Origin of the sequence: Serratia sp. JSRIV006 (assembly GCF_019968685.1) — a bacterium.
GTDB lineage: Bacteria > Pseudomonadota > Gammaproteobacteria > Enterobacterales > Enterobacteriaceae > Chania > Chania fonticola_B.
Genome location: NZ_CP074137.1, coordinates 20,734 through 32,751 on the forward strand (window position 1 = coordinate 20,734; position 12,018 = coordinate 32,751).

The window sequence follows — 12,018 nt, forward strand, 5'->3', positions numbered from 1 at the left end:
AAGCAGCAGCATGCAGAATTATGATCGCAATCACGGAGTTGGCTGAAAAATAGTCGTTTGAGGACTGGTGATTCGAGTGTGGCTTAACGCTGGGTGGAGCCACGAACGATCAGCTCACCGGAGAATAGCTGCTCGCTAACGGGATCATCGAGGCCCTGGATACGCTGCACCAGCAACTCCAACGCGGCATGTCCTATCTGGTAGGTGGGCTGTTTCAGGGTGGTGATCCCCACCCCGGCCAGTTCGGCCCAATCCAGTTCGTCAAACCCCAGCAGGCCAATATCGTTGCCCCACTGCATGCCCAGGTGGCGCATAGCGCGCGCAACTTGCAGCGTTAGGGCACCGTTGGCTGAGATCACCGCTTTGCGCATGCCGCGATGGCGGGTGTTGAAGGTCTGTAATACCGTTGCCAGCTTTTCGGCGTCGTTGAGCGGGGTTTCAGCCTGCTCGGCGGATAAATCGGGATGTTTGGCCATGGTCTGGCGAAAGGCGTGCAGACGTTCAAGCCGGGTATTCACGGTGCCAATCGGCTCACTGAGGAACAGGATCGCCTCAAACCCCTGCTGTAACAAATGCTCCGTTGCGATGGCGGTGGCCTCGTGGTTATTCAGGCCCACCACATCGCAGGCGAAATCGGGAATTTTACGGTCGATCAGCACCATTGGCAGCATCGACTGTTGCAGCATGGAGAGCGCGTCTTCTCGCATCCCTACGGCGTTCACCACAATCCCTTCCACCCGGTAGCTGCTCAGCAACTGTAGATAGTGCTGTTCCTGATTGATCTCGTTATTGGTGTTACAGACCAGCAGGGTAAAGCCATGTTGACGGCAGGCGGCTTCGATACCGCGCATCACGTCGACGGAATAGGGATTGGTGATATCGGCGATGATCAGGCCGATCAGCCGCGTTTGTCCGCCTTTCAGGCTGCGTGCCATCTGGCTTGGGCGATAGTCGAGCTGCTGGATCGCGATGTCGATACGTTGCTTGAGGGCGTCGGAGAGCAGGTGCTGTTCACCATTGAGATAGCGCGACACGCTGGTTTTGCCGGTTTGGGCGTGTTTTGCCACATCACTGATGGTGGCGCGCCCTGAGGCACGCGTTGCTTTATCACTGCTCACAGCCAATCTCCCCTGCGGTTCAATGCCAAGGAGACTAACACACCAAGCCCAAAGCCGGGAATGACCCTTGTCAGGAGGTGGCCTCCTGCGCTTTAGCCTGCGTCTGGATTTTCTTGCCGGGGCTGCTGAGGGTGAAGACAGAAATCAGCGTGACACCCAAGGCAAGGCAGCCAAGGATCAGGTAAGTGTCGGCGAACCCCATACGGTCATACAGGCTACCTGCAAAGGCAGAGAGGAAGATGGCGGCCCCCTGTTTGGCAAACTGGAAACCAATCAGATAGATCGTGGCGGAAAGGCGGGTATCAAAGTTGGCGGTGATGTACTTGAAGGAGCCGACCAGCAGGAAAGGCACTTCCAGCGCGTGCAGCATTTTCAGCATGATGACTTCCAATGCCGTTGTGGCAAAGGCGGAGCCAATAATGCGTATGGACATGATGGTACCGGCCAGCAGCAGCGTATTTTTCGCCCCGATGCGGTTAATAATCCACGGCGAGCAGAACATGATCAGCGCATTGGCCAATTCTCCGGCGGTGGTCGCATAACCGAAGACTTCGGTACCGCGCTGGGGCGAGCTGAAGAAGGTTTTGAAGAAGTTGGCAAACTGTTGATCGAACACGTCATAGACGCAGGCTACGCCGACCACATACAGGATGAACATCCACATCTTCGGCATCCTGAACAGCGCTACCACCATCCTCAGGTTGAACTGGCTCTGGTTGGCACCCAGTTTGCCCATGACCATGGCGTTAGGATTTTCGCGCGGGTTGGCCAGGATCAGGAGTAGCATCAGTAGCACTGCGGCTCCAGAACCCATCCAAAAGACGATATCCGGATTGATGTTGAATAACACCCCGGCGGTAGACGCACAGATCCCCCAGCCGAAACAGCCAAACATCCGTGCCTTGCCGTATTCGAAGGCACTTTTGCGGCTGACTCGCTCGATATAAGCCTCAACGGCTCCCGCGCCCCCTGAAAAAGCAAATCCGATATAGGCCCCGCCCACCATGGCTCCGAGCAAGACGTTGATTTTCAACAACGGTGCAAAGACGTAGAGGAAGAAGGGGGCAAAGAAAAACAGCAACAGGGTAATCACCCAAAGCAGATGTTTTTTCAGCCCGAGCTTATCGGAAATAATGCCGAAAATGGGTTGGAAGAGAATGGCAAACAGAGACAGACAGGAAAATACCAGGCCAGTTTCGGTTTTATTCAACCCGATGACTTCAGACAGCCAGATCGGCAGAAACGGAAAGCAGGTGGCCATAATGAAAAAGTAGAGGAAAAAGAAAGCGCCAAATATCCAGAAGTTACGGTTATTTTTATAGGTACAGACGGTGGCGTTCATGGTGATTGTCCTTCCACGACGAGCTTTGGGTGTGCAGCGGCCCGCCGTGGTGAGCGCTGCACCTGCAAATCTATGGGATAACTCAGAGCTGTTCCAGGCCGATCAGCATGGCGCTTTCCGGATCCAGTACCGGTAACGCCAGGCCGACCTGTGCCAGCCATTCCCCGCTCACGTCGCAGGGCTGTTTCATCCAGGCGGGTAACTGGCGCATGGTATGGCCGCCCTGCTGTTGGTGAATCAGCGGCGGGGTATCCAGCAGGGTGATCCGATAACGTGCATCCGGCCTCAACCCTGGAATGCGCAAATTACCCGGCAACTGGTGATCCGGCATCGCCAACTGGCTGACCAGAATGACTGCTCGCTCCTGTCCTGGGGCAACCACGCCATTAATCTGGGTGCTTGGGTCGTGATGATCGATACGGATAACATCGCCGCTATGTAGCAGCGGCCGGAGAGATTTGTGCAACGCCACATAGCGGACGAAGCCAAGCTGTTCGGCGTCACCTTCTTTGACCGGGTCGAGTTCGATACCCATGTGACCGAACAGCGCCGTCAGGCCGCGAAAACCGATGCTGTGCTGACGTTCGGTGGCGTGACAACGTCGGTTGCCGATGTGTGAGCCCATCACTTCCGGGGGGAAGAAATAGCTCATGCCGCGCTGAATAGTTTGGCGTTCCAGCGCGTCGTTGTTGTCGGAGGCCCAGAAGCGGTGGCAGCGTTGCAGGACCTCATAATCGATACGGCCCCCACCGGAGGCGCAGGATTCGAATTCCACCTGCGGGAAGCGTTCCCTCAAACTATCCAACAGGCGATAGAATTGCTCGGTCTGGGCTGTCAGCGAGGCGCGGCCAAGGTGAGCGGGTTGCACGATCTCGCGGTTCATGTCCCACTTGATGTAGTCGATATCATGATTGCTCAGTAGCCAGTTCATGCGCTCCAGCAGGTATTCGAAGACCTGTGGGTTGCACAGATCGAGCACGTACTGAAAACGCCCGGTAGGTTGCTGATAACCCGGTAAACCTAGCACCCAGTCGGGGTGAGCCCGGAACAGATCGGAATCTGGATTGATCATCTCTGGCTCCACCCAGATACCGAATTCCATGCCTAGCCGTTTAACATGCTCGATCACCGGTGCCAGCCCGTTCGGGTATTTTTTCTCGTCCAGATACCAGTCGCCAAGTGCGGCGCGATCGTGGTTGCGCCCACGGAACCAGCCGTCATCAATGATAAAGCGTTCTACGCCAAGTTCGGCCGATTTGGTGGCCATTTGCATGATGTACTCGGGCTGGTGGTCGAAATAGATGCCCTCCCAGGTATTGAGATGCACGGGACGTGGCTTGTGTTCAGGGAAGTGCAGGATATTCTGGCGGACATAACGGTGAAACTGCTGGCTGAGCGCATTCAGACCCGTGCGAGAGCTGGCGGCATACAGCCAGGGCGTGCTTAGGCTGGCTCCGCCTTCCAGCTCCTGCTCGCCTGGCAGATACAGGGCCTCTGCCTGCAACAGGCGGCGGCCATCGGTTTTCACATCGGCGCGCAGGCGATGGTTGCCGCTCCAACCGAGATGAATGCCCCAGACTTCCCCTTGTTGCTCGCTGAAGCCACGGCTACCTACCATCATGCCGGGGAAGTATTCATGAGAGCTGCGCCCTCGGCGGTTTTCCTGCAGGTATCCACCATGCTCCAGGGTGACGCGGTGCGGTTGGAACTCGCGGATCCAGCGGCCATGAAACGCCATCACTTCACCAGCACGCTCAGGCAAGGGCAGTGTTAACGCCAATCGGTTAACCCAGTAACGAGCAGCATGATGATTGATCAACGTATGGCGCATCTTTAGCACGCCGCTGGCGCTGTCCAATTGCAGTTCGCTGCGTAGTTGCAGCCCAGCCTGTGGGTCTTCTGCCAGGATCAGTAACTGATTGTCTTGATGCGTGATTTCGCTGGTGGTGAATACGGGTGACCAATCGTAGCCGTCACGATGGCCTTCCACTCCCGGTGAGCCAAACAGACCGCGTCCAGATTCTGCCGCCAGCGTCAGTGGCGCATCGACATCCAGCCTGCCGTTGGGCACCGCCCGGCTCAGCGTCAGGACATCTTCCGGCATAAACCCGCTTAAATGAGGGCCCCAATAGAGAATTTCGGCAAACGGCTGGCAACGAACAATGACGTCGGTCATGGGGCTGGTTAACCGCACAATGGTGGGTTCCATGTTTTGACTCCTTTACGATCTTTGGCTCAACTCAGTGGCCTCATCATTGATCCGAAACGTTTCGGATTAAAACCTAAACGTTTCGGATCTGTGATCTGGTCGGGCAAAAAACGTCGTTGTTTTAAACGATCAGGAGGTAAGGGGGAGCTCGTCAGGGTTGGGTTTTAGCACCGGTTGCCACAGTACCTGTAATTGTTGCAGGGGTTCACCACGGATCAGGCCAAGAGTCATTTGTGCGATTTGTTGGCCGACTTCCGCGCGGGTGGCTTGGACGATGGAGGCTACAGGAAGATCGAGCAGGCTTTCCGCTGGTAATCCGTCATACACCACCAGAGAAACTCCACCGGGGCCGAGTTTATCGGCATCACGAAGCGCCATTGCTGCCCCCTCGCCGTGACCGTTGCAGTCGGTAATGATTGCCGTCGGTGGATCGGCTAACGCCAATAACGCTTGGGTGGTCAGATAACCCGCGCGACGGCTTGGCGTGATACTGCACAGATAATCGTCACGTTGTTGCAGTTGATGGTTGGCCAATCCATCCAGATAACCTTGGCGGCGCTGGCTGATAAATGACTGCTGGTTATTTTCGCCCAGATAGGCAATTTTCCGGTGGCCGAGCGCCACCAGATAGTCCACGGCCATCAGGCTGCCAGCGCGATTATCAAAATCAAACCAGGCGTAATCTTTCACCAGTTGGCTGCGGCCGAGCGCCAGAAACGGGAAGTTAAGCCGCTGTAATTCATGCAGACGCGGATCGTTGTCTAGCGTATGGGCAACAATCAACGCATCAACACGTTTGCTGGCAATCAGACGAGTAAAGGCCTGATGGGGCGCATCATCTGCTACCAGCAGCAGATCGATCTCGTGGCGTACCAACTCATTGCTGATACAACCGATCATCTCCATCAAGGTAGAGTTACTTAACGTGTAGTTATTGAAGGGAAAAACCAGACCAACGGCGTCGATTTTGCCCATTTTTAAGCGGCGTGCCAGGGTATTGGGGCGATACCCCAAACGCTCTGCCTCAGCCTCTACCCGTTGGCGCGTATCTTGGGCCACGTCGCCGTAGCCATTCAGGGCACGACTCACGGTGGTAACGGAGAGATCCAATGCTTTGGCAATCGCTTTCAGGGACATATTTCACTCTACAGAAGGTGTTGGGATGCCGGGCGAGAGTAACACAGGCAGAGGAACCGGCGGGAGAGGTGAGGGCAGGAAATGCGAACTGGCGGGGCAAAGGCCCCGCACTGTGGGCTTACAGCGGGCTGAGAGTGATCTCGACGCGGCGGTTCTGCGCCTTGCCTGCGGTGGTGCTATTGGAGGCGATCGGGTTATCCGGGCCAGCACCGGTTGAGCGGATGCGGTTGGCGGCGACCCCTTGGGTGATTAGCGCGCTGGCCACACCGTCTGCACGTTGCTGGGACAGCGTCATATTATGCGCACGGGCCCCGGTGCTGTCGGTGTAACCCACCACGTTGACGGCGGTTTTCTCATACTCTTTCAGCACCATCGCCACGCCGGTCAGGGTGTTGGCGCCCGCCGGTTTCAGCGTGCTGCTGTCGGTATCGAAGGTCACGTTGTTCGGCATATTCAGCACGATATTATCGCCCAGACGGGTAACGCTAACGCCGGTGCCTTTCATTTTGTCGCGCAGTTTGGCTTCCTGCACGTCCATGTAGTATCCGGCGCCACCGCCTAATGCTGCACCGGCTGCGGCGCCGATCAGCGCGCCTTTGCCACGGTCTTTTTTCGATGAAGAGATCATGCCGATACCGGCACCCAGGGCTGCGCCAACGCCAGCGCCAATACCGGACTTGCCGGCTTCTGACTCCCCGGTGTAAGGGTTGGTGGTACAAGCCGATAGCGTCATGGCAACGGCTACCGCACCAGCAATTATCGCAATGCGTTTTTTCATTGTTAGTTCCTTTAAAAGCAGGGATATCTGCGTGCGCTACTCCAAACTGGAGGCGCTAAATCGTCGGCATTCAGCCGCCAGCCCCAAACGGGCCGCGCAACTATGACGTACCTTTTGGCCAGCAGTTCCGATAAAAATCGTGACAAATTATAAACCTGTAAGCCAGGCAGGAAGGTAGCCGCCAAATCGCCGCTTGGGAACCAGAACAAACTGAATTGATGTGGGAGTGGTTGATCTTTCGGACAAAGGGGCGAAGAATTTCGCCCCGATGAGATGCGATTAGGCTAACGTTTCGCCATTGCTGGCGATCACGCGGCGATACCAGTCGAAGCTCTGTTTCTTCGAGCGGGCAAAGCTGCCGCTGCCGTCGTCGTGCTTATCCACGTAGATAAAACCGTAGCGCTTACTGTATTGCCCGGTGGTGAAGGATACGCAGTCGATACAGCCCCAGGGGGTGAAGCCCATGACCTCAACGCCGTCGTCGATCACCGCTTTTTTCATCTGCTCGATGTGCGAACGCAGATAGGCGATGCGGTAATCGTCGTGGATCTGGCCATCGGCCTCGGGCTTATCCAGCGCACCGAAGCCGTTCTCGACGATAAACAGCGGCTTCTGGTAGCGTTCATAGAGGATATTGAGCGTATAGCGCAGCCCCACCGGATCGATCTGCCAGCCCCAGTCGGACGCTTTCACATAAGGGTTCGGCACGCTGCCTTCAAAACCGGCCAGCGCCGTGCCCGTGCCGATGGAGTCCGCCTGCACCGCGTTACTCATGTAGTAGCTCAGGCCGATATAGTCTGCACAACCTTCACGCAGGATCTGCTCATCCTCCGGTTGCATCTGGATGTGGTAACCCTTGCGCTCCCATTCGTGCAGGATGTAGGACGGGTAATAGCCGCGCATATGCACATCGCCAAACAGGAAGCGTTCACGCATCGCCTCTTGGGCGTACATCACGTCGTCCGGATTGCAGGAGAACGGATACAGCGGCACCATGGCGATCATGCAGCCAATCTGCAGTTCCGGGTTGATGGCATGTCCCAGTTTGACCACCTGTGCGCTGGCGACAAACTGATGGTGCAGCACCTGGTACATGCACTCTTCCGGGTTCGGTTCCTGGGTGAAAATCACCCCTGAACAGCAGTAGCCGAACAGCGGAGTCTTCCAGTTGCGCTGGTTGTTGATCTCGTTGAAGGTCATCCAGTACTTCACTTTGTGCTGGTAACGGGAGATGACCACTTCGCTAAAGCGCACAAAGAAATCGACTACCTTGCGGTTTTTCCAGCCGCCATATGCTTTCACCAGATGCCATGGCATCTCAAAGTGGGAAAGAGTGATCACCGGCTCAATGCCGTATTTCAGCAACTCGTCAAACAGGTTGTCGTAGAACTGTAACCCTTCTTCGTTCGGTTCCAGCTCGTCCCCCAGCGGGAAGATGCGCGACCAGGCAATAGAGGTGCGGAAGCACTTGAAGCCCATTTCGGCAAACAGCGCGATATCGCCTTGATAACGGTGATAGAAGTCCACCGCCTCGTGGTTGGCGTAGAGGTAGCCTGGTTCAATGCCGTCGGTGATCACGCGATCGACGCCGTGGGCACCGCTGGACAGCACATCGACGATGCTTGGGCCTTTACCGCCCTGATCCCAGCCGCCTTCAACCTGATGCGCCGCTACTGCGCCACCCCACAGGAAATTATCCGGTAACTGTTTTTTCATAACGTTGTTTCTCTTGGTAGATGAATTTAGGCCATTTCAGGCTTGTTGAGCGGTGCCGCTGGCGCAGGCTGTTCTTCTTTGAAGCCGACGATATAGGTTAGTACCGCACCAAGCACAAATGCCACGCAGATGGACAACAGGAAGCCAAGGAACTGCGGCATATGGCCTTCTTTAAAGAACACCGGCAGCACGGCAATCCCCGGCAGGCAATAGCTCCATGACACCGCGTTGAAGGCTCCGGCAATGGAACCGCCGACCGCACCGGCGACACAGCCGCAAATCATTGGGCGTTTCAGACGCAACGCCACGCCGTAGATGGCGGGCTCCGTGATGCCAAACAGGGCGGTCATGCCCGCAGACAGCGAAACGCGCTTCATCTCCGGGTCTTTGGATTTCAAATAGACGCCCAGCACGGCACCTGCCATGGCAAACACCGGCGAGGCTTGCAGGCCGGTAAAGGTGTCATAACCCAGTGTGGCATAGTTCCCCACGGTGACCGGCGTGATCCCCCAGTGTACGCCCAGCGTGACCAACGGCATCCACAGTGCGCCTACCACCGCTCCGGCAATGGAAGGGCTGAGGTGATACAGCGTGTTATAGACGCCACCGATGGCACCGCCAATCATGTTGCCGATCGGGCCAAAGGCCAGCAGCGTCAGCGGCACCATGATCGCGATACAGAACATCGGCGTGAACAGGTTGCGGATCACCAGCGGCAGGATGCGTTCAAAGAAACGCTGCACATAAGACATGATCCAGACCATCAATATGATCGGGATCACCGAGGCGGTGTAGCTGAGATACTGCACCGGCATGCCCAGGAAGGTGAGGGGATCGGCGTTAATCGGGATACCGGCCACCTCGGCCAGCACCCTGGCAATCTGTGGGTTATTGACGGCTTCCTGCATCAAAGCCTGCATGGCCGGATCGGCAGAGTTCACCAACAGGATTTTATTGGCGGTGAGCATGTTCATATAGTCTGGAGAGACCAGCGCACAGGCCGCGATCACTGCGGTGAACGGGTTGACGTTGAATTTTTTCGCGGCGGTGAAGGCCACCATCACCGGCAGGAAGGTGAAGCCGGTCCAGGAAACGAAGTTCAGGATACGATAGGTGCCGCTGGCCGGATCCATCCAGCCCAAGGCAGCAAACAGCGAGATGAGCCCCTGCAACACCCCGCAGGCTGCCAGCGGATACAGGAAGGGGGCGAAGATGCTGGAGATAATGTCCATCAGGCGGCTGACGATGCCGACGTTCGGCGCGCTGACCGCCACGTTTTCATCCATATTGACCAGCTTCAGCACTTCCCGATAGGCATCGCCGACGTGGTTGCCGATCACCACCTGCAATTGGCCGCTGGATTCGATAACGGTAATAACGCCTTTGACGCGTTTCAGTGTGTCTTTATCGGCCTGGCTACCGTCTTTTAGAATAAATCGTAAACGGGTGGCGCAATGTGTGACATTAATCACATTATTATCGCCACCAATCAGGCGCACGATCTCTTTTGCCGAGTCAGCATAATTAATTGCCATCAACGTAACTCCATCTGTGGGGTACAGAAATATCGGGCTTTATTGTAGGTCGAAGGTGATTTCTAAATGGATAGTAGCAAACGGCAAGAGAATGTCACGATATAACAAAATGGCAAAATAGTGATTTGTCACATGCAAAAAACAGGGTGTTATTTAACGTGCTTTAGCTAATGAAATTAATGGCCGAGGTTTTTAGCCAGCTTTTTCCCTATCGCCTCCAACATATACATCACCGGTACCTGGGTAGTGATATCGTATTCGCTGGCAATGCGGATTTGCGGCATGTGATAAGAGAGATTAAAGTCCGCCATGCGCGCCAGTGAAGAGGTTTCGCTATTAGTAATGCTGACGATCTTACAGTTATGCAGGCTAAACTGGCTGGCCAGTTTAAGAATTTCCGGCGTTTCTCCAGAAACCGATAAAATAATGGCTACCGCGTTTTTATACATATCGCTGCTGATGGGATAATAAGGATCATCGATATAATTACTGAATTTACCGACGTTAGAGAAAAAACGGGCGCCGTACTTACCTAAGGTGCCGGATGTTCCTGCTCCAACAAAGATGATCCGTTCCGCGTTGGCAATGTGCGCTGCCGCATCCGTAATTAACTGTTCAAACTCTTCATTGTTAATACTCTTGAAGAAGCTGACAATTTCACTGACGCCGGAGGTTAGCAGCAGCTTGTCTTCCTGCTCCAGATAGAGTTTAAAACGAATGCGGAATTCCGAATAGCCGCTGAAATTCATTTTCTTACAAAAGCGTAATACCGTGGTGGTGGAGACCTTGGCACCGTCCGCCAGCTCGCGAATGGTCATATACATGACCTTGTCCTTATTTTTGATGACGTAGTTGTACACCATCAATTCAAGACCGTTGAGCTTGGATAAGGCGATATGGGTAAACATGCGGGATCTCGTTGACAAGGTTGGCTGCCAAAGTACCAGAAGCGGGCAGGGATGACAAAGCCCGCCCGCCGCTTCTTCAGGGGTAGCGCAGTTCGGTTGCGGCCCAGTTCATGATCAGCGTATGGGCCTGGGTCTCCTGGTTGAACTGGCGTTGTACTTCACTGAACCCATGCTTGCGGTAAAAGGCGCAGGCCCGCAGATTCTGCTCGTATACCTCCAGGCTCAGCCAGCCGTGCTGTTGCTGCACATGCTCCATCAGCGCTGCTCCGACGCCTTGGCCGTGGAAGCTTTCATCGACAAACAGCGCACCCACAAAGCGTTCATCCAGCACGCTGATAAAACCGGCGATCTGCTGGTGGTGCAGATAAACCCAGGTTTTGGCGCGCGGCAGATAGCTTTCACGCACCAACTGGGCGGTTTGCTGCCAATAATCGGCCGCGATAAACGGATGGGCTTGGGTGGTACTTGCCTGCCACAGCGTCATAAGCGGCTCGATATCTGCCGGGACGGCGGTGCGGATCATGCCTGGCGCTGCTTTGGGTGGCAAAAGCACCCGGTAATATGATCGTTCACCAGGCCGCTGGCCTGCATAAAGGCATAGCAGGTGGTTGAGCCGATAAATTTAAAGCCGCGCTTTTTCAACGCCTTGGATAGGGCATCGGACTGTTCGGTTTTGGCGGGGACTTCGCCAAGTGCCTGCCAGTGATTGATCATCGGCTTGCCGGTGACGAATTGCCAGATAAAGGTGACAAAATCCTCTCCGGCGGCTTCCATCGCCAGATAGGCCTTGGCATTGTTGATAATCGCCTCAATCTTGCCGCGATGGCGGATGATGCCGCTGTCTTGCATCAGCGTTGCCACGTCTTGCTCGGTCATGGCTGCAATGTGCTGCGGATCGAAATTGTGGAAGGCACGGCGGTAGTTTTCACGTTTTTTCAGCACGGTGATCCAGGAAAGACCGGCCTGCTGGCCTTCCAGGCACAGCATTTCGAACAGCTCGCGTGCGTCGGTGGTGGGTACGCCCCATTCCTGGTCATGATACTCAAGATATAGCGGATCGGCGGTAACCCAACCGCAACGTTCGATGGCCATACGAGGATTCCTTTTGCTGTATTTATTTACAGGTAATCATCGCCGTAAGTTGCCTGCTTGGCAACCCTTCGCACGATTTATCGTCAGTTAACTTGACGTTATGTGAATCCCCGCAATATTTACTACACGGCTATAGCGATAACTGCCAACGATAAGAACAGGATTTCCTCTATTTATGACTAG

The 12,018-nt window shown here is 55.2% G+C and carries 10 protein-coding genes; all 10 read right to left on the reverse strand.

What is annotated here, in order from left to right; all coding sequences use genetic code 11:
- Positions 1-83: 83 nt before the first annotated feature.
- The 10 genes from KGP16_RS00090 to KGP16_RS00135 all read right to left on the reverse strand — a co-directional run bounded on the left by KGP16_RS00090 (position 84) and on the right by KGP16_RS00135 (position 11,835).
- A complete protein-coding gene (locus KGP16_RS00090) occupies positions 84-1,118 on the reverse strand; it encodes a LacI family DNA-binding transcriptional regulator (RefSeq protein WP_179248620.1) in 1,035 nt (344 codons plus the stop codon).
- A 70-nt stretch (positions 1,119-1,188) separates the two neighbouring features.
- The gene (locus tag KGP16_RS00095) at positions 1,189-2,460 is read right to left on the reverse strand and encodes an MFS transporter (protein WP_223498654.1); all 1,272 of its coding nucleotides are present in this window, start codon (positions 2,458-2,460) and stop codon (positions 1,189-1,191) included.
- Positions 2,461-2,542: 82 nt separating this feature from the next.
- Positions 2,543-4,669 (reverse strand): alpha-galactosidase, encoded by a 2,127-nt coding sequence (locus tag KGP16_RS00100; protein ID WP_223498655.1) that lies wholly within the window; start codon positions 4,667-4,669, stop codon positions 2,543-2,545.
- Positions 4,670-4,798: 129 nt separating this feature from the next.
- The gene (locus KGP16_RS00105; protein WP_059199253.1) at positions 4,799-5,806 is read right to left on the reverse strand and encodes a LacI family DNA-binding transcriptional regulator; all 1,008 of its coding nucleotides are present in this window, start codon (positions 5,804-5,806) and stop codon (positions 4,799-4,801) included.
- Positions 5,807-5,924: 118 nt separating this feature from the next.
- Entirely contained in the window at positions 5,925-6,584 is a 660-nt protein-coding gene (locus tag KGP16_RS00110) for an OmpA family lipoprotein (RefSeq protein ID WP_223500576.1), read from the reverse strand.
- A gap of 279 nt (positions 6,585-6,863) precedes the next feature.
- Positions 6,864-8,300, reverse strand: coding sequence for a 6-phospho-beta-glucosidase (locus tag KGP16_RS00115; protein WP_223500578.1), 1,437 nt, complete (start codon positions 8,298-8,300; stop codon positions 6,864-6,866).
- Between the two features lie 26 nt (positions 8,301-8,326).
- Positions 8,327-9,835, reverse strand: a complete 1,509-nt coding sequence (locus KGP16_RS00120) for a PTS transporter subunit EIIC (RefSeq protein ID WP_115160324.1) — start codon at positions 9,833-9,835, stop codon at positions 8,327-8,329.
- Positions 9,836-10,011: 176 nt separating this feature from the next.
- Entirely contained in the window at positions 10,012-10,743 is a 732-nt protein-coding gene (locus KGP16_RS00125) for a MurR/RpiR family transcriptional regulator (protein ID WP_223500579.1), read from the reverse strand.
- 76 nt (positions 10,744-10,819) lie between these two features.
- Positions 10,820-11,266 carry an N-acetyltransferase gene (locus KGP16_RS00130; RefSeq protein ID WP_094982479.1) on the reverse strand — a complete coding sequence of 149 codons (447 nt, stop codon included), beginning with the start codon at positions 11,264-11,266 and terminating at the stop codon, positions 10,820-10,822.
- Complete coding sequence (locus tag KGP16_RS00135; RefSeq protein ID WP_223500580.1) at positions 11,263-11,835, reverse strand: DNA-3-methyladenine glycosylase I; 573 nt, start codon at positions 11,833-11,835, stop codon at positions 11,263-11,265. The genes KGP16_RS00130 and KGP16_RS00135 overlap by 4 nt, the downstream gene beginning before the upstream one ends.
- Between the last annotated feature and the right edge of the window lie 183 nt (positions 11,836-12,018).

Excerpts from the sequence above, each read along its gene's own strand:
- KGP16_RS00095 (WP_223498654.1), bottom strand. The coding sequence starts at position 2,460 with ATGAACGCCACCGTCTGTACCTATAAAAATAACCGTAACTTCTGGATA.
- KGP16_RS00130 (WP_094982479.1), bottom strand. The coding sequence starts at position 11,266 with ATGATCCGCACCGCCGTCCCGGCAGATATCGAGCCGCTTATGACGCTG.
- KGP16_RS00115 (WP_223500578.1), bottom strand. The coding sequence starts at position 8,300 with ATGAAAAAACAGTTACCGGATAATTTCCTGTGGGGTGGCGCAGTAGCG.
- KGP16_RS00110 (WP_223500576.1), bottom strand. The coding sequence starts at position 6,584 with ATGAAAAAACGCATTGCGATAATTGCTGGTGCGGTAGCCGTTGCCATG.
- KGP16_RS00125 (WP_223500579.1), bottom strand. The coding sequence starts at position 10,743 with ATGTTTACCCATATCGCCTTATCCAAGCTCAACGGTCTTGAATTGATG.
- KGP16_RS00135 (WP_223500580.1), bottom strand. The coding sequence starts at position 11,835 with ATGGCCATCGAACGTTGCGGTTGGGTTACCGCCGATCCGCTATATCTT.
- KGP16_RS00120 (WP_115160324.1), bottom strand. The coding sequence starts at position 9,835 with ATGGCAATTAATTATGCTGACTCGGCAAAAGAGATCGTGCGCCTGATT.
- KGP16_RS00100 (WP_223498655.1), bottom strand. The coding sequence starts at position 4,669 with ATGGAACCCACCATTGTGCGGTTAACCAGCCCCATGACCGACGTCATT.
- KGP16_RS00105 (WP_059199253.1), bottom strand. The coding sequence starts at position 5,806 with ATGTCCCTGAAAGCGATTGCCAAAGCATTGGATCTCTCCGTTACCACC.